Here is a 16,832-nt window from a genome sequence, read left to right as displayed (position 1 = left end):
GTTAGTCCAGCATCTTCATGGCGGTGTAGCCGTCAGGGGCGTCAACCCCGATTTGCCTGATGGCCAAGGCTTCGCGGTGCTCGCTCCGTCTGATCCATGGGCGCGCTCCTTTGACCATGGCCAGCGCCGTCCCCTGTAGGTTTGTTGACCAGCGGGTTTCCTCCTGGCCGCGCTCGGTGCGTATCATCCGGCGCGGCCAGGCTTCTTCGCATACTGGCGGACGGCGTTGGCGGCGACACTCGCCGACATCCGCCAATCGCAGCGGAACCACTTCTCCCGTCGGCGAGACGCGAACGCGTCATCTCGCCGGGGCGACAGCCGCATTGCGAGGAACGTCATTCGAATCGACACGTCCGCCGATGTCGTAGCGGAGGCGATTGCCGTCGATCACCTCGAGATGCGCGCCGGCCCAGATGCCGAGCGCCCGCAGCGGTTCCGCAAGCGAATGGCCAAGCGCCGTCAGCGCATATTCGACCTGGGGCGGCACCGTCGGATGCACCGTTCGGCTGACCATGCCGTCGCGCTCGAGCGCCTTCAGCGTGCGCGTGAGCATCTGCTGCGAGATGCCGCCGATTGTCCGCTTGAGATCGTTGAACCGACGCGGCCGCTCGGTCAGCACCATCACCAGCATCACCGTCCATTTGTCACCGACGATGGTGAGCACGCTGCTCATCCTGCGGCATTGCGTGCTGACGCCGGGCGAGGCGGGCATAACCATGTGACCTAGTCCTACACAGATGCGTTCTTGGCGGAGCGCCGTCGGTCACATAACTCACCCTGGTCACAATTCCAGACCGGAGATCATCAGTGAAGCTTCTGCATCTCGATTCCAGCATCACGGGCGACGGCTCGGCGAGCCGGGTAATCTCTGCCGCCGTCGTCGAGCGCCTGCGCGATACGCATGAAGGCCTTGAGGTGATCTACCGCGACCTTGCTGCCGAGCCGTTGCCGCACCTGACGCTCGACACCTATCTCGCGCTGGGGGCAGGCGCGGATGTGCAGCAGTTCCTCGACGCGGATATTGTCGTGATCGGCGCCGGCTTCTACAATTTCTCTATTCCCAGCCAACTCAAGGCCTGGATCGATCGCATCGCCGTGCGCGGCAAGACCTTCTCCTATGGCGAGAACGGTCCAATCGGTCTTGCCGCCGGCAAGCGCGTGATCATCGCCCTCGCCCGCGGCAATTTCTATGGAGAGGGTGCGCCTTATGCGGCCTATGAGCATGGCGAGACGCTGCTGCGCTCGGTGTTCGGCTTCGTCGGCGCCGATGTCGAGGTGATCATCGCCGAAGGACTCGGCCGCGGCGATGACGCGCGGCGTGCCTCGATCGACGGCGCGATCGGCCGGGCTCGTGAGCTGGCGCCGACCGCCCCGGTGCCTGCGGCCGTGGACGCCTGAACGCCTGATCGACCGGCATCGCCGCGGGCGCCCTCCGCGCCGCGGCGATGCCGCTGCCGGGGTTCAGCCGAACAGATGCTTGAACTGCCGCGGCTGCGAGCGGAGGTACTGGTCGGGCGCCTTGACCTGCGCGCCGAGCGCAGCGGCGGCATGCCAGGGCCAACGGGGATCGTAGAGGATGGTGCGGGCAAGCGCGATCATGTCGGCGTCGCCGGTGGCGACGATCGCTTCGGCCTGTTCGAACTCGGTGATCAGGCCAACGGCGACTACCGGAATTGATACGCTCTGCTTAACCTGGCGGGCGAGTGGCACCTGATAGCTCGGGCCGACCGGAATCTGCTGGTCGGGATGGAGGCCGCCGCTCGAGACGTGGATCGCCACACAGCCGCGCGCCTCGAGCGCTTGCGCAAAGGCGATGGTCTGTTCGACTTCCCACCCGCCCTCGACCCAGTCGGTGCCCGAGACGCGCATCGTCACCGGGTGGTCTGCCGGGAAGGCGGCGCGGACGGCGTCGAACACCTCGAGCGGGAAGCGCATCCGGTTCTCGAGCGAGCCGCCGTATTCGTCGGTGCGCTGATTGGCGAGCGGCGAGAGGAACTGGTGGAGCAGATAGCCATGGGCGCCGTGGAGCTGCACCGCATCGATCCCGAGCCGCGCGGCACGCCGGGCGGCGTCGGTGAATGCGTCGCGGATCCGATCGAGCCCGGCGCGATCGAGCGCCGTCGGAGCAGCTTGGCCGTCCGCGAACGGCAGCGCCGAAGGCGCCTCGGTCCGCCAGCCGTTGGCGGCGTCCGGCGCGATCTGGGCACCGCCTTGCCATGGCACCTCAGTGGAGGCCTTGCGCCCGGCATGGCTGAGCTGGATCGCGATCGGCATCCGCGACCAGCGGCGGATCCCCGCGAGCACGCGCGCCATCGCCGCTTCGGTGGCATCGTCCCACAGGCCGACGTCACCATAGGTGATCCGGCCCTCGGGCACCACCGCGGTCGCCTCGATCGTCAGCAGCCCGGCGCCCGACAGTGCCAATTGGCCGAGGTGGATCAGGTGCCAATCGGTCATGCAGCCCTGCTCGGCCGAATATTGGCACATCGGCGCAATGACGATGCGGTTGTCTAGGTGAAGTTGACCGACGTCGATCGGCTGGAAGAGTGTGCTCACGAATAGTCTCCGTCTGGCGCGAGGCGCGCACATCGCGGGTTGAACGCGCGCCGAGCGCATCGGGCACCGCCGATCAGGACGCTTCGGCGATCAGCGCCGCGGCCGGCGCGCCAGACCAGTCGTTGCCGCCGTTCCACCGCCACACTTCCTTGCCGGCACTGTCGAACAGAATCGTGGTCGGCAGATTGGCCTGATAGGCGAGGCTGAGCGCCATCTTGCTGTCGACATAGGGCGCGATCGTCGGTGCGCCATGCGCCTTGAGGAAGGCCGGGACCTTGGCGGGATCCTGCGTGTCCTGGCTGATCGCGACGACGCGGACCGCGTTCGATGCGGCAAGCTTTTGGAGCGTCGGCAGTTCGGCGATGCACGGCCCGCACCAGGTCGCCCACAGGTTGACGAGCACCGGCTTGCCCTTGAACGCCGCCAGCGTCACCGGCTTGCCGTCCGGCCCGGCGAAGCTCACCGTTGGCGCGGGGCGGCCCTTGTGGCTGCGATCGAGGCCGACCATCGCCGTCGGTGCGGCAGCGGCGCCGGCTTCGTCGGGCGACGCGACGTTGGCGGCGGCCTCATCGGGCGACGCGACGTTGGCTTGCCCGGCGGGCGGGCTTTGCCTATCGCAGCCGGCAGCGGCGAGGGCCAGGAGACAGACGATCGCGACGCGCGCAGGAAATGACGGGGCCATAGGCGGATCCAATTCGATGTGGGGCGGGCGGTTTGCCGAAGGCCCGGCGGCGGTGATGCGCGAGATAAATGCGTCGATCCCGTTCGACAAGCGGATGTGGCGCCAGGACATCGCGGGTTCCAAGGCGCATGTCGCGATGCTCGGCCAGCAGGGGATCGTCTCCGCGGAGGATGCCGCGGCGATTGACGCAGGGCTCGATCTGGTCGCGGCGGACTATGCCGCTCATGGCGTGCCCGAGGATCTCGCGCTCGAAGACATCCACATGCTCAGCGAGGCCAAGCTCGCCGACGCGATCGGCCCGGTTGCCGGCCGGCTGCACACGGCGCGCTCGCGCAACGACCAGGTCGCGACCGACTTCCGGCTGTGGGTGCGCGACGCGATCGACCAGGTGCTCGCGGCGCTCAACGGTTTCCAGCTCGCGCTACTGGCGCGCGCCGAGGAGCATGCCGCCAGCGTGATGCCCGGCTTCACCCATCTGCAATCGGCGCAGCCGGTGACGCTCGGCCATCATCTGATGGCCTATGTCGAGATGGCCGCGCGCGACGTGTCGCGCTTTGCCGACGCTCGGGCGCGGATGAACCGCTGCCCGCTCGGCGCGGCGGCGCTGGCCGGCACCGGCTTCCCGCTCGATCGCGAGGCCACCGCCAAGGCGCTCGGCTTTGATGGGCCGACGCGCAACAGCCTCGATTCGGTGTCCGACCGTGATTTCGCGATCGAATATCTCACCGCTGCGGCGCAGTGCAGCCTGCATCTCAGCCGCCTGGCCGAGGAGTTCGTGATCTGGGCGAGCCAGCCGTTCGGTTTCGTCGCGCTCAGTGATCAATGGTCCACCGGCAGCTCGATCATGCCACAGAAGCGCAATCCCGATGCGGCCGAGCTGGTGCGCGGCCATGCCGGGCGGATCACCGGAGCGCTGGTCAGCCTGATGATCACCATGAAGGGCCTGCCGCTCGCCTATTCGAAGGACATGCAGGACGACAAGCCGCCGGTGTTCGAGGCGCACGACCTGCTCGGCCTGTCGATCGCGGCCATGACCGGGATGGTCGAGAGCGCGACCTTCCGCACCGACCGGATGCGCGCACTCGCCGAAGCGGGCTTCGCCACCGCGACCGATCTTGCCGACTGGCTGGTGCGCGAGGCGGGGCTGCCATTCCGCGAGGCGCATCACGTCACCGGCCGCGCGGTGAAGCGCGCCGAGGAGCTCGGCGTCGCGCTCGATCAATTGCCGATCGACGAGTTGACGGGAATCGATGCGCGGATCGACGCGCGCGTCTATGACGTGCTCTCGGTGGATGCGTCGGTGGCGAGCCGTACCAGCTTCGGCGGCACCGCGCCGGCCAATGTCCGTGCCGCGATCGCCGCGGCGCGCGAGGAGTTGCGATGAAGAGGTTGATCCCCATGGCCCTGGCGCTGGCGCTCGCCGGATGCGGCGCCGCCAAGCCGTTGCAGCCGCGCCCGTCCCATTCGCTCCCCGTCGCGCCTTATGGCGCGCTGGCGACGCCGACGCCCAAGCAATTGCTGACCCCGACCACCCAGCAGCGGCCGCAGCGCAGCGACGAGCTGCTTACAGCCTCGGACGAGCGGCGCAGCGACGAATTCGATCTGCCGCCAAGCTGATGGATCATTTCACCTACCGCGACGGCATCCTCCACTGCGAGGACGTGCCGCTGACCGCCATCGCCGAGGCGGTCGGCACCCCCGTCTACGTCTATTCCACCGCCACCTTCCGCCGCCACGCCCAGGTGTTTCGCGAAGGGCTTGCCGGGCTCGACCGCGTCCACCTCGCTTATGCGATCAAGGCCAACCCCAATGTCGCGGTACTGCGCGTGCTGGCCGATGAGGGCTATGGCGCCGATGTCGTCTCCGGCGGCGAGATGGCGCGCGCGCTGGCGGCTGGCATCCCCGCGGCCGACATCGTCTTCTCGGGCGTCGGCAAGACCCGCGCCGAGCTTACCCGCGGGCTGGAGGTCGGGATCGGCCAATTCAACCTCGAGCTGGAGGAAGAGGGCGTCGTCCTCGCCCAGCTCGCCGCGGCCAAGGGCCTGAGGGCGCCGGCGGTGCTGCGGGTCAACCCGGATGTCGACGCCGGCACCCACGCCAAGATCTCCACCGGGCGGCGCGAGAACAAGTTCGGCGTGCCGATCGATCAGGCCCGCGGGATGTTCGATCGGCTGGCGCCGCTCGACGGCCTCGATCTGCGCGGCGTTGCCATCCACATCGGCAGCCAGCTCAGTGATCTGTCGCGATTGGAAGAGGCCTATGCGCGCGTCGGCGAGCTGGTCGCCGAGCTGCGCGCCGCCGGGCACACGGTCAGCCGCGTCGATCTCGGCGGCGGCCTCGGCGTGCCCTACAAGCCCGATGACGTGCTGCCGACCCCCGCCGATTACGGCGCGATGGTCGAGCGTGCGACTAGGGGCTGGGATGTCGAGCTGATGTTCGAGCCCGGGCGCGTCATCGCCGGCAACGCCGGGCTGCTGCTCACCGAGGTGATCTGGGTGAAGCCGGGTGTGACCAACCCCTATGTCATCGTCGATGCCGCCATGAACGACCTCGCCCGGCCGGCGCTATACGACGCCTTCCACGACTTCGTCGCGGTGCAGCCGACCGGCGAGACGATGACCGCCAACATCGCCGGCCCGGTGTGCGAGAGCGGCGACACCTTCGCGATGAACCGCGAGATCGACGTGGTGAAGAGCGGCGACCTCGGCGTGTTCCGCACCGCAGGTGCCTATGGCGCGACCATGGCCTCGACCTACAACAGCCGCGCGCTGGTGCCCGAGGTGCTGGTGGACGGCGACCGCTTCGCCGTGGTCGCCGATCGCATCCAGCCCGAGACCATCCTCGCCGCCGAGCGGGTGCCGGAGTGGCTGCACCGGTGAGCCTTAACAGCCTGCCGCTGTTCGTGCGGCTGGCGGGCCGCCCGGTGATCCTGATCGGCGATGGCGAGCCCGCCGATGCCAAGCGGCGCCTGCTCGAGCGTGCCGGTGCGGTGATCGTCGGCGAGGAGGCTGCGGCAGCGCTGGCGATCGTCGCGGTGGACGATCCGGCGCCGATCGTCGAGCGGCTGCGCGCGCGCGGCATCCTGGTCAACGCGGTCGATCGTGCCGAGCTGTGCGACTTCACCCTGCCGGCGATCGTCGATCGCCATCCCGTGCTGATCGCGATCGGCACCGGCGGAGTGTCGGCAGGGCTTGCCGCGGCGCTGCGCCAGCGGCTCGAGACGATCTTGCCGCCGGCGCTCGGCTTGCTGGCGGAACGCCTCCATGCCGCTCGCCCAACGCTCCGCACGCGCTATCCGCAGATGGGCGAGCGGCGCCAAGCGATCGCGGCGGCGTTGGCGCCCGGCGGCCCGCTCGATCTGCTCGCGGTGGACGCAGCGGCGCTGCCGCTTGCATTGACGTTCGACGGTACGGCCCTCGGCGCCCGGCTGGTGACGCTTCGGCTGACGTCCGCCGATCCCGACGATCTCACCCTTCGGCAGGCCCGTGCGCTCGCCAATGCCGATCGGGTGTGTCACCGCGTCGACGTGCCCGGCGCTATCCTGGATCGCGCCCGCGCCGATGCCCCGCGGATCGCAAGCGCCACCCCGCCCGTTGCGCTGGAGGATGGGCTCACCGTCGACGTGGAGATGACATGAGCGGTTTCGGCTATCGGGTTTCGGGCGGCAAGGCAGAGCGGATCGAGATCAAGGCTGCGCTGGGTGCCCCGGCCGATCTGATCTGGGCGCATCTGTCGACCAACGAGGCCCGCGCCCAGGCCTGGCTGCGCGACGACGCCAAGCTGCCCGACTATGTTGTCGATGCGTTGACCGCGACCGAGACGCGGCCGCGCTGCGAGGCGTTCGGCGAGGGCGCGCTGCTCAACCTGCGTGGCCGATCGAGCGAGGAGATGAGCTCGGGCGATCCGCTCGCCTCGGTGCGGATCTGGGCGATCGGCGGCCGGGTGTTCTCGGTGACGCGGCGGCCGCTGATCGCGGTGGATGAGGTGGAGAAGGTGGTGCAGACCGGCCGCATCGTCGATCCCGGCGATCTGATCGCCGCCTTCGCCACCGCAATCACCACAGACCTCGACCCCGAGGTCGCCGATCTTGGCGACACGCTAGACGATTGCGAGGAGCAGCTCGATGCCTCGCGCGTGTTCGAGCTGCGGCGCCACGTCAGCCGGGTGCGGGTGTCGGCGATCGGCCTGCGCCGCTTCCTCACCCCGCAGCGTGCCGCGCTGGAAAAGCTCGCCACCTTGCCTTGCGACTGGCTCCACGATGACGACCGGCTGCACCTCAATGCCGCGGCCGATCGCGCGGCGCGGATGGCCGAAGAGCTGGAATCAATCCGCGAGCGCTCGTCGCTGATGCACGATGCGCTCACCGACTTGCGCGGCGAGCAGCTCGACAACCGCTCGCTGATCATCTCGATCGTGGCGATGGTGTTCCTGCCGCTCACCTTCATCACCGGGCTATACGGGATGAACGTCGACAATCTGCCTTATGCGCACGAGCCCTGGGCGTTCGACGCGATCATGGGCGTGTGCGCGGTGATCGCGGCCGGCGTGGTCATCTATTTCGTTCAGCGCCACTGGTTCCAGCGCTAGCGCGGCGCAGTGCCGTGCCGTGGCTCAGGCCTTGCTCGCCGTTCGCCACGCCTCGGCGATCTCGCTGAGGCTGTTTGCCGCCTCGCGGAATGGTCGGGGGTCGATGCCGATTGAGGCATCGACGATCGTCCGGCGGATGCCACCGTAGAAGCGCGCCAGCGTGTATGACACCTCACCACCGCGCTCGAAGTCGAGCCCGGCTTCAAGCGCGAACAGGATGGCGGTGGCGCGGGTGATACGCTCGCTCTTACCCCGCTGCTGGTTGTTCTCGACCGCCCATGCGGCGGCGCGAAGCGCGGCGACGAGCTCCTCGTACAGCAGCTGGACGAGGGCCGGACCCTTGGCCTCGCCTGTGCGACCGGCAATGTCGATCTGGCGATAGGTAGCGAACGGATCGCGCAGGAGAGCAGACGCGTAAGCCATCAATCGTCGCTCGAGTTCCAGGCCTTGATCTGGTTTTCCAGGAAGGTCTGCGTGGATTTATAAGCGGCTACCTTCGAGTTCATGGTCGAGAACTGCTGGGTGAGCCGGGTGGTCATGGCATCGGACTGGGTGGTGATCTTGTCCTGCTCGCTGGTCAAATCCGACTGCGCCTTGGTGTAGCGGGTCGTCGAGGCACCGAGCCCATACGTGGTGTTGGACGCGGCGGTGGAGATCGCCGTCAGCTGTGCGCTGAGGCCACCGGTGTTGTCGGTGGCGCTGGCGAACATCGCTTCCACCTCGTCCGGAAACTTGGTGAGCATGTCGGCGAGCGTGGCCGAGTTCACCGTCAGCGTACCGTCGCGATTGGTGCCAATGCCGATTTGAGCGAGCGTGGTCGGCGCGCCCGGCGTGGTGCTGGTGGTGAGCTGTTTGGTCGTCAGCGTCTGCATCGAGTGCAGCAGCGTCTTGGCGGCGGAGTCGGATTTCAGATCGCCGGTGGCGGCATTGGTCAGCCCTGTGACCGTGGCCAGCACCTGATTGTAGGTTTCGGTGAAGTCACTGGCGCTCTGGATCAGCGATGCGGTCGGCCGGGTCGAGGTCAGCGCCACGGCGGTCGTCGAGGTGCCGGTGAGGTCGAGCTTTACGCCCGCAACGAGATCGCTGATCGAGTTGCTGCTGCGCGTTACCGTCACGCCGTCGACGGTGAGCGACGCATCCTGCGCGGTGCCGGTCATCGTCATTGATCCAGCGGCGGAGCCGCCGACGGTGAATTGCGACATGGCCGCATCCGAGCCTGCGTCGGCGGTGAGGGTGAAGGCCTTGGCGGCGCCGGTGGGACCTTTGAGCGACAGATAGGCGGCGCCACTAGCATCGGTGATGACGCTCGCCGTCACGCCGGCCTTGGCGCCGTTGATGGCCGCGGCGACGTCGTCGAGGCTGCCATCGGTGACGGTGATCGGCACCGACGTCGCGGTGGCGGGATCGATCCCGGTCAGCGTCGTGCCGCTATACGTGCCGGTGCCGAGCTGCAGCGTGAAGCTCCCCGAGCCGAGCACCGTGGACCGGCTCGCCACCGCCGTGGCGCTGCGTGCGCTCTGCGCGCTCGCCAGGGCATTGACGGTGATGCTGGATGACAGATCGCCGATCTTGGCACCCGACAGCGCGGTTGCGGTCAGCACGGCGGTGTTCGAGCTCTTGGGCTGGGTGGTCAGCGTGCCGCCGCTGATCAGCGTGCTGAGCGCGGTGGAAAAGCCGCTGATCGTGCTCTTGAGCGTGCTGACGCCGGAAATCTGCGCAGTGAGCGTGGTGTTCTTGGCGGCGATCGCCGCGGTCTTTGCGGCGAACTGCGCCTGGACCAGCGAGGTAACCAGCGAGGCGGTATCCACGCCCGAACCGGTGTTGAGCGAGGTCAGCAGCGACTGGGCGGCCGCAGCAGTCACGCTGGCGGCGCTCGCGGTAGTGGTGCTCGTCGTGCTGGTGGTTGTGGTCATCGTCGAACTCCGCGCGCTTCACAGGGGATAACGGCCGCAGCCGAGGAATCTTTAACGAATTTCTACGCCATTCTCGTCGAAGCGTGCGCCCTGCGGCACGTCGATCGGCGGCGGGCTGCCGCCGGCCTGGGCGTTGAGGTTGAAGACGAAGGCGAGCACGGTCGCGATCGCGGTGTAGAGGTCGTCGCGGACCTCCTGATTTTCCTTGCTGGTGTAGTAAATCGCGCGTGCCAGCATCGGATATTCGAGGATCGGCACCCGGTGTTCGCCGGCGAGATCGCGGATCGCGAGCGCGGTCGCGCCGCGGCCTTTGGCGACCACCACCGGCACCTGATCGATCCCGCGCTCGTAGCGCAGCGCCACCGCGAAATGGGTCGGGTTGGTAAGCACCACATGCGCCTCGGTGACCGCTTTGCGGAAGCCGCGGGTGGCCATGGCGCGCATCGCTGCGCGCTGCTGGCCCTTTGCCTCGGGCGAGCCTTCACTCTCCTTATGCTCATCGCGGATTTCCTGCTTGCTCATCCTGAGCTTGCGAAACAGCTGGAGGATCTGCACCGGCACGTCGAACAGCGCGATGGCAACCAGGCCGAGGCTCATCGCGATCATCACCGACATGAAGGTGTCGCCGAGCGCGCCTACCGCATCGCCGAGATTGGATGACGACAGGCCTAGCGTGGTGCGGCTTGACTTCCATAGCATGTAGCCGCCGATCACGCCGAGCAGCACCACCTTGAGCAGCGACTTGCCAAGTTCGATCCAGCCGTGCGCGCCGATGATCCGCTTGAGCCCGGAGGCAGGGTTGATCCGGCTCGCCTTGGGCGCGAGCAGGCTGCCGTTGAAGCGCAGCGAGCCCAAGCCTGCCGAGCTGACGATCGTGGCGATCAGGCTGATCGCGAGCAGGCTGACCAGCGAGGGCACCAGCTTGTAGCCGGCTTCGGACATGGCGCGCCACGGCGAGAAATCCTCGACGTCACCGCGATCGAACTGGAAGCTCGCCGCCATCAGCGCCTTGCACGCCGACACCAGCGATGGGCCGAAGAGCATGAACCAGGCGACGCCGGCAAGGACGACAAGGGCGGTGGCGAAGTCCTTGGAGCGCAGCACATTGCCGTCATCGGCGGCCTTTTGCTTGCGCTTCTGGGTTGGTGCTTCGGTTTTTTCGCCGCCCTCGTCGCTCATCAGCCGAGTACCAGCGATTCGGTGGCGGCGAGGCCCTCGCGGATGATCACCAGCATGTAATCGCCCATCGCCGGGAAGGCGACCGCCATCGCGATCACGCCGACCGCGAGGCTGGCGGGCATGCCGACCGCGAACAGGTTGAGCGACGGCGCAGCGCGGCTGAGCATGCCGACGATGAGGTTGAGGCAGAGCAACAGGAAGCCGACCGGCAGCGCCAGCAGCAGCCCGGCGAGGAACATGTAGCCGCCGAAGAAGGCGATCTCGCGCAACCGCGGCACCGCGAGCCAGGAGCCGGGCGGCATCACGTCATAGCTTTTCACCAGCATCTCGACGAGCACCAGATGGCCGTTCACCGAGAGGAACAGCAGCGTGATCATCACCGAAAAGAACTGGCCGAGCGCGGGGCTGGAATGACCATTTTGCGGGTCAACCGACGAGGCGAAGCCGATCCCCATCGAGCCGCCGATCATTTCGGCGGCAATCATCGGCGCGGCGAAGGCGATCTGCAGGATGAAGCCGATCGCCATGCCGGTCAGCGCCTCCGCAGCGATCGACAGGATGGTGACGACCGTGAAGATCTGTGCCGGCGGCACGACCGGATGGACGCTGAGCACGAGGATGCCGATCGCGCCGGCGAGCGAGACGCGCACCGGCAGCGGGATGGCGACGGCGCCGAACACCGGCGCGATCACGAATGCCGCGCCGATGCGGATCATCACGTAGATGAGGGTCCACAACTGGCCCTCGATGGCGAGGCCGAAGCCGAGCATCGACCCTACTTCACCAGATCCGGGATGCGCTCGAACATGCCGATGGTGAAGTCGCTGAGCAGCCCGAGGATCAGGCTGCCGAAGATCATGATTGATACCGCGACCACCAGCAGCTTGGGGACGAACGACAGCGTCTGCTCGTTGATCGAGGTTGCGGCCTGGATCATGCCCAGGATCAGCCCCGCGAGCAGCGCCGGGATCAGGATCGGTGCCGTCGCCAGCGCCAGCACCCACATCGTCTGGTTGGCGACGGTGAGGAAATAATCGGCGTCCATCGGTATCAGGTCCTCAGGTCGCGAAGCTGTTGGCGAGGCTGCCCATGGTCAGCGCCCAGCCGTCGACGAGCACGAACAGCAGCAGCTTGAACGGCAGCGAGATGATCGTCGGCGACAGCATCGCCATGCCGAGCGCCATCAGCACGGTGGCGACGACGAGATCGACGACGATGAACGGCAGGAAGATCAGGAAGCCGATCTGGAACGCGGTCTTGAGCTCGGAGGTGACGAACGCCGGCAGCAGCACCGCGAAGGGAATGTCCTTGGGGCTGGCGTAGGGGCCCGACTTGGCCATTTGCGCAAACAGCGTGACGTCCTTGATCCGGGTCTGCTTGGTCATGAAATCATGCAGCGGCGCGCCGGCGGCCTGGATCATCTGGGTGCCGGCGATCTGGCCGGCGGCATAAGGCTGGATCGCCTGGGTGTTCATCTGGCTGATGGTCGGCGCCATCACGAACAGCGACAGGAACAGCGCCAGCCCGATCAGCACCTGGTTGGGCGGGGTCTGCTGGAGGCCGAGCGCCTGGCGGAGCACCGCGAGCACGATCACGATCCGGGTAAAGCTGGTCATCATCAGCAGGATGCCCGGCAGGATCGTCAGCAGGCCCATGATGATCAGGACCTGGAGGCTCAGCGACAGCGGCGCCGACTGGCCGACGCCCGCACCGGCACCGGCGCCACCCTGCGCCGAGAGCTGGCCGAGCGCGCGGTCCACCGCGTCGCCGACGCCGGGGGCCGGCGCGGCGGCGGGCGCGGCTTGCGCAAAGGCGGGCATCGCCACCACGATCGCGAGGATCAGCGCCAGCGCGACCCACAGCCACTTGAGGTTGCGCGAGCGCGGCGCGGCGGTGCGTTGCTGGATCAGCGCGGGACCGGTGCCGCGGCGGGTGATGGTGACGCTCACCGGCCGCGCCCCAGATCGAACTTGGGCAGCTCGAACGGCTTGCGGACCGGCGCGTCGCCGCGCGGTTCGGGCGTCGGCGCGATATCGGCGCCGCCATCGACCTTGTCGACCAGCGTCACACCGCCGCGGCCGACCGATACGAGCAGCCGCTTGCCCTCGAAATCGAGCACCGCGAGGCGCAGGCCCGGCGAGATCATCATCGTTTCGCGGATGTTGATCAGCCGCGACGAGGGCTTGCCCGGCATCCGGGTTTCGAGCCGTCGCCAGAGGTAGAGACAGCCGATCATCAGACCGCAGACCAGCGGCAGCAGGATGACGAGCTTGAGGATGTACGACCAAAGCATCGAGGGTTCAGCCGCGCGCCGCGACGGACTTGTCGGGCGAGACCAGCTCGGTCATGCGCACGCCGAAGCGATCGCCGACCGTGACCACCTCGCCTCGGCCGATCAGCGTGCCGTTGACGAACACGTCGAGCAGTTCGTTGGCCTGGCGATCGAGCTCGATCACGCTCGATTCACCGAGCGCGAGCAGCTCGCGCAAGGTGAGCTGGGTGGAACCGATCTCCACCGTCAGCTTGACGTCGACATCCTGCAGCAGCCGGAAATTGGCGGCCAGTGCGGAGTCGACCGGAAATCCACCGGCCATGTCGTTCATGAATCTTGTCCTTCGGGAATCGCGATGGAAGTGAGGCGCACGGCGGCGTGGCCGTTGGAGGTGCCGACGGTGCCCTTGCCGAGGCAATCGCCGCCGACCATCACCGGCACGTCGGGGCCGAAGCTGATCGGGATGACATCGCCGGCCTTGAGGTTCATCAGCAGCGACAGCGGCACTACCGGCTCGGCGAGCACCGAGCGGATCGGGAAGCGCACGTTCATCGCCGCGCGGGTCAGCGCGGTGCGCCACGCCGGATTGGCCTCGGCCTTGTCGAGCACCTTGCCGGTGAGCGTCGGCGCGTGCGGCTTGAGCGCGGTGACCGGGTAGAGCAGGTCGATGAACACCGGGGCATGCTCGCCCGCGGCGATGCCGAAGCGGGTGACGATCATCGCATCATCGGCATCGGTCGCGAGCATTGCCGGATTCACTTCCACCCGGGTCGGCGTGAAATCGATCTTGGCGAGCGGCTCCCAGGCGGTGCCGAGCGGCCCGGCGATGCTGGCGCCGATCCGGGTGACCAGCGCCTCGGCCGCAGGCGAAAACTCGGGCGGCAACACCGGCGGCACCGAGCCGGTACCGCCGAAGAACAGGTCGAGCAGCTCAAACACGAAATGGCCGTCGAGCACGCACAGGCCGGTCGCGCCCTGCGGCGACATGATCATCGGCAGCCAGGCGGTCAGCGCCTCCGAACGCTCGGCGCGGTAATCGGCGAAGCGCTGGACCGAGAGCGGTTCGGCCCAGGCGCGCACTTCCTGGCGGAGCAGCGGCTCGAACACACCGCGCAGGCTGCGCGCAAGCCGCGCCGACAGATGCTGCAGCGTGTGAAGATCGCCGAACGGGTTGAGCTGCGTCGCACCCAGCCCGCTCGCATGGGCGGCTGGGGTGCGATCACGCGTCCGTCGTTCGGTGTCTGCTGCTGCGTTAACCATGACTCACTGAACAACAAAATTGGTAAAGTAGACGTTACTAATCCCGCCGAAGCCCTCTTTTTGTTGAAGAACGGCGTTGATCGATTTTGCCAGCCGACCCTGCAGCTGCTGCTTGCCGGCCGAAGTGAAGACCTGCTCCTCCGGCGTGTCGCCGAGCGCCATCAGCACCGCCGAGCGGACCGCGATGTCGTTGGTCTTGAGGTTCTCGATCACGGTGTCGTCGTAGGGCGTCGACACGGCGATGCCGACCTGGATGACGTGCACCGAATCCTGGAGATTGGAGGTGAATTGCGGGTCCATCGCGAAATAGTTGGAGGCATATTGATCGCCGCCGCTGCCGCTCGGCACCGATTTGCCGCTCGTCGTGGCGCCATGGCCGCCTTCGCCACCCTCGCCGCCGGCCGCGGCGCGCTTCTGCTCGGCCTTGGGCACCAGCTTGGGGCCGTGCTCCTCGGCCGCGGCGGCGCCATGGCCGCCACCAATCAGCCCGGCGCTCGAGGCATAGACCCCGGCACCGACGCCGCCGCCGACGAGGACGAGCAGCGCAACGCCCATGATCAGCATCTTCTTGAGGCCGCCCTTCTTCTTCTTGGGCGCGTCGTCTGGCTTGTCGCTCATGGTTCAGTCCTTTGGGTCGATCTGTGGGTGGGGATCAGGCGATGCGGCCAGTGTCGGCGGCATCGGCCTCGGTATCGTTGGCAGGGGTGACGGCGGCGCGGGCGGGCGCGGTGGCGGGCTGGCCGGCCGCTTGGCGCTGCGGCTGGCCCTGGCCGGGCTGATGGCCGAACGCGCCGGCATCCACCGCGGTCTGGCCGAGGCGCAGCCCGCGCTCCTCGGCCGCCTGGGCGAGCCGCGGCTGCGCCTCCTGGAGCATGGCGCGGGTGGCGGCCTGTTCGGCGGCGAAATGGACGTGGACGGTGTCGCCGTCCTTCTTCACCGACACGTCGATGGTGCCGAGCGCATCGGGGATCAGGCGGATGCTGGTGTCGACCGCATCGGCGGCGTCGCGCAGCCGCTCGATATGATCGATCATCGTGTGCGGCCAGCGCTCCTGGCGCATGTCGAGCGGCGCCTGCTGCGCGTCGGCGGTGGCGGGCACCGCCTGGCGCACGTCGGTGACCGCCGCGGCGAGCGTTGCGGTGGCATCGCCCGGGGTGTCGCGCCGGCGCTCGTCCGCGGCAACGGCGGCATGCATCGCGGCGCCGAACACCTGGAGCGCGGGCGCGGTGGTCCCTGCGACGGGCTGCGGTGCCGGTGGCAGCTGCGGCGCCAGCGCTACCGACGGCGCGGCCGTGGCGGAGACATCGCGGATAAAGCTTGAGCGTGGCTGATCGCCGGCAACGGGCGTGGCGGTGGACGCCGGTGCGGCCACCGCGGCTAGCGGGTCTGCCGGCAGCTGCACGCCACCCGCGACAGGGACGGGCGCCGCAGCAGCGGCCACGGGTACGGAATCTAGTGCCACATTGGCGACCGTCGTCGCGCGCGGAGCCGAGCTGGCGGTAGCGGTCGGCAGTGCCGCGGCGGCGGCAACCAGCGACGGGCGATCGGCCTTGGGGCCGGCCACCGGGGTGTCTGCTCCGGGTGACAGGCTCACGCCCACCGATGGCACAGGGCTGGCTACGGGCGTGGGTGACACGGCCTGGGCGAGATCGGCTGCCGCGACGGCATTCGGCACGGCGGCGGCAACAGCGACCGTGGCGGCGGTCGTGCGGCGATTGCCGCGGATCGGCGGCAGGTCGCGGGGCGCGGGTGTGACGATCGCTGCCTCGACCGGCGTATCGCGACCGACCGATTGGATCGGGGAGGCCGTTGCCGTCGTGACGGCGGGCTGAATATCCGCTGCGGGTGATGGCGTCGCGTCACGCGCAGCAGCCACCGGCGACCCGCTCGGCACAAGCGAAGGCTTAACGATCTGCGCCTGGCTTGCCCGAGGCTGGCCGGCAGACGCGAGCCTGGCCGCCGCGATCGCCCCGTTGCCGTCCTCGGCGGGCAACGCTGCCGCCGTGACAATTGCCTGGGCCGGCGAACGCGCGCCGGTGGGATCTGACGGCTCGGCCTCAGCTGCGGTCGTGCGTGGCGCGCGTGGCGCTGCCGGGTCAGTCAGGTCGGCGGGTGTGACCGTCGACGCGGGCGGCTCCGATCGGACCGGCGAGGGGGCGGCGGCGGCCATGGCCAGAGTCGAGCTGCCGGTACGGATCGCCGCGACCGTCACGGTTCGGGCGGCCGGGGCGTCGCCGGGTGGCGTGGTGGGCGGGAGCGCCGCGGCAGGAAGCGGGATCGGCGCCGTCACGATGGCTTCCGGCGTTGCGGCGCCGAAGGACGGTGACACGGTGACGCCGGCTACCGACGGGTCGGCGGCCGTGCTCGCCGGTGCGGGCGACGC

21 protein-coding genes are annotated in these 16,832 nt (G+C 68.4%); 7 read left to right on the top strand and 14 right to left on the bottom strand.

Annotated features, from left to right (window positions below):
- Positions 1-298 precede the first annotated feature (298 nt).
- The gene (locus tag OXR60_RS17390) at positions 299-718 is read right to left on the bottom strand and encodes a helix-turn-helix domain-containing protein (RefSeq protein WP_267397226.1); all 420 of its coding nucleotides are present in this window, start codon (positions 716-718) and stop codon (positions 299-301) included.
- 89 nt (positions 719-807) lie between these two features.
- Between OXR60_RS17390 and OXR60_RS17385 the strand changes: the two genes are divergently transcribed.
- The gene (locus OXR60_RS17385; RefSeq protein ID WP_267397225.1) at positions 808-1,398 is read left to right on the top strand and encodes an NAD(P)H-dependent oxidoreductase; all 591 of its coding nucleotides are present in this window, start codon (positions 808-810) and stop codon (positions 1,396-1,398) included.
- 63 nt (positions 1,399-1,461) lie between these two features.
- Here OXR60_RS17385 and OXR60_RS17380 read toward each other — a convergent pair whose 3' ends face one another.
- Entirely contained in the window at positions 1,462-2,589 is a 1,128-nt protein-coding gene (locus tag OXR60_RS17380; RefSeq protein ID WP_267397223.1) for an NADH:flavin oxidoreductase/NADH oxidase, read from the bottom strand.
- Between the two features lie 40 nt (positions 2,590-2,629).
- Positions 2,630-3,238 (bottom strand): TlpA disulfide reductase family protein, encoded by a 609-nt coding sequence (locus OXR60_RS17375; RefSeq protein ID WP_267397222.1) that lies wholly within the window; start codon positions 3,236-3,238, stop codon positions 2,630-2,632.
- A 16-nt stretch (positions 3,239-3,254) separates the two neighbouring features.
- On the opposite strand from OXR60_RS17375, the gene argH reads away from it, so the two are divergent.
- The 5 genes from argH to OXR60_RS17350 are packed head-to-tail and all read left to right on the top strand — an operon-like array spanning position 3,255 to position 7,825.
- Complete coding sequence (argH, locus tag OXR60_RS17370) at positions 3,255-4,622, top strand: argininosuccinate lyase (RefSeq protein ID WP_267397221.1); 1,368 nt, start codon at positions 3,255-3,257, stop codon at positions 4,620-4,622.
- The gene (locus tag OXR60_RS17365; RefSeq protein WP_267397220.1) at positions 4,619-4,855 is read left to right on the top strand and encodes a hypothetical protein; all 237 of its coding nucleotides are present in this window, start codon (positions 4,619-4,621) and stop codon (positions 4,853-4,855) included. The genes argH and OXR60_RS17365 overlap by 4 nt, the downstream gene beginning before the upstream one ends.
- Positions 4,855-6,117 (top strand): diaminopimelate decarboxylase, encoded by a 1,263-nt coding sequence (lysA, locus tag OXR60_RS17360; RefSeq protein WP_267397219.1) that lies wholly within the window; start codon positions 4,855-4,857, stop codon positions 6,115-6,117. Before OXR60_RS17365 ends, lysA begins: the two co-directional genes overlap by 1 nt.
- Entirely contained in the window at positions 6,114-6,875 is a 762-nt protein-coding gene (locus OXR60_RS17355) for an NAD(P)-dependent oxidoreductase (protein WP_267397218.1), read from the top strand. Before lysA ends, OXR60_RS17355 begins: the two co-directional genes overlap by 4 nt.
- On the top strand, positions 6,872-7,825 hold the full coding sequence (locus OXR60_RS17350) for a zinc transporter ZntB (RefSeq protein ID WP_267397217.1): 954 nt from the start codon (positions 6,872-6,874) through the stop codon (positions 7,823-7,825). The genes OXR60_RS17355 and OXR60_RS17350 overlap by 4 nt, the downstream gene beginning before the upstream one ends.
- Positions 7,826-7,849: 24 nt before the next feature.
- Here the strand turns inward: OXR60_RS17350 and fliS are convergent, their stop codons facing one another.
- From fliS to OXR60_RS20050, 11 genes are read right to left on the bottom strand one after another with little or no spacing between them, the layout of a single operon-like run.
- Complete coding sequence (gene fliS, locus OXR60_RS17345) at positions 7,850-8,248, bottom strand: flagellar export chaperone FliS (RefSeq protein WP_267397216.1); 399 nt, start codon at positions 8,246-8,248, stop codon at positions 7,850-7,852.
- Positions 8,248-9,738: a flagellar filament capping protein FliD gene (gene fliD / locus OXR60_RS17340; protein ID WP_267397215.1), complete on the bottom strand. Its 1,491-nt coding sequence runs from the start codon at positions 9,736-9,738 to the stop codon at positions 8,248-8,250. The genes fliS and fliD overlap by 1 nt, the downstream gene beginning before the upstream one ends.
- 51 nt (positions 9,739-9,789) lie before the next feature.
- A complete protein-coding gene (locus OXR60_RS17335; RefSeq protein WP_267397214.1) occupies positions 9,790-10,917 on the bottom strand; it encodes a flagellar type III secretion system protein FlhB in 1,128 nt (375 codons plus the stop codon).
- Positions 10,917-11,687 carry a flagellar biosynthetic protein FliR gene (fliR, locus tag OXR60_RS17330; RefSeq protein WP_267397213.1) on the bottom strand — a complete coding sequence of 257 codons (771 nt, stop codon included), beginning with the start codon at positions 11,685-11,687 and terminating at the stop codon, positions 10,917-10,919. Before fliR ends, OXR60_RS17335 begins: the two co-directional genes overlap by 1 nt.
- A gap of 5 nt (positions 11,688-11,692) precedes the next feature.
- Positions 11,693-11,962 carry a flagellar biosynthesis protein FliQ gene (fliQ, locus tag OXR60_RS17325; RefSeq protein ID WP_267397212.1) on the bottom strand — a complete coding sequence of 90 codons (270 nt, stop codon included), beginning with the start codon at positions 11,960-11,962 and terminating at the stop codon, positions 11,693-11,695.
- Between the two features lie 13 nt (positions 11,963-11,975).
- A complete protein-coding gene (gene fliP / locus OXR60_RS17320) occupies positions 11,976-12,866 on the bottom strand; it encodes a flagellar type III secretion system pore protein FliP (RefSeq protein ID WP_267397211.1) in 891 nt (296 codons plus the stop codon).
- The gene (locus tag OXR60_RS17315) at positions 12,863-13,210 is read right to left on the bottom strand and encodes a flagellar biosynthetic protein FliO (protein WP_267397210.1); all 348 of its coding nucleotides are present in this window, start codon (positions 13,208-13,210) and stop codon (positions 12,863-12,865) included. The genes fliP and OXR60_RS17315 overlap by 4 nt, the downstream gene beginning before the upstream one ends.
- Positions 13,211-13,217: 7 nt before the next feature.
- Complete coding sequence (fliN, locus tag OXR60_RS17310) at positions 13,218-13,520, bottom strand: flagellar motor switch protein FliN (RefSeq protein WP_267397209.1); 303 nt, start codon at positions 13,518-13,520, stop codon at positions 13,218-13,220.
- A complete protein-coding gene (locus tag OXR60_RS17305; protein ID WP_267397208.1) occupies positions 13,517-14,449 on the bottom strand; it encodes a flagellar motor switch protein FliM in 933 nt (310 codons plus the stop codon). Before OXR60_RS17305 ends, fliN begins: the two co-directional genes overlap by 4 nt.
- A gap of 3 nt (positions 14,450-14,452) precedes the next feature.
- Entirely contained in the window at positions 14,453-15,067 is a 615-nt protein-coding gene (locus tag OXR60_RS17300) for a flagellar basal body-associated FliL family protein (RefSeq protein WP_267397207.1), read from the bottom strand.
- 34 nt (positions 15,068-15,101) lie between these two features.
- Positions 15,102-16,325 carry a flagellar hook-length control protein FliK gene (locus tag OXR60_RS20050; protein ID WP_267397206.1) on the bottom strand — a complete coding sequence of 408 codons (1,224 nt, stop codon included), beginning with the start codon at positions 16,323-16,325 and terminating at the stop codon, positions 15,102-15,104.
- 292 nt (positions 16,326-16,617) lie between these two features.
- Here OXR60_RS20050 and OXR60_RS17290 point away from each other — a divergent pair.
- On the top strand, positions 16,618-16,832 hold a 215-nt coding region (locus OXR60_RS17290), incomplete at its 3' end, for a hypothetical protein (protein WP_267397205.1).

Source organism: Sphingomonas sp. GC_Shp_5 (assembly GCF_026540855.1).
Classification (GTDB): Bacteria; Pseudomonadota; Alphaproteobacteria; order Sphingomonadales; family Sphingomonadaceae; genus Sphingomonas.
This window is presented reverse-complemented; position numbering and strand designations above follow the sequence as displayed.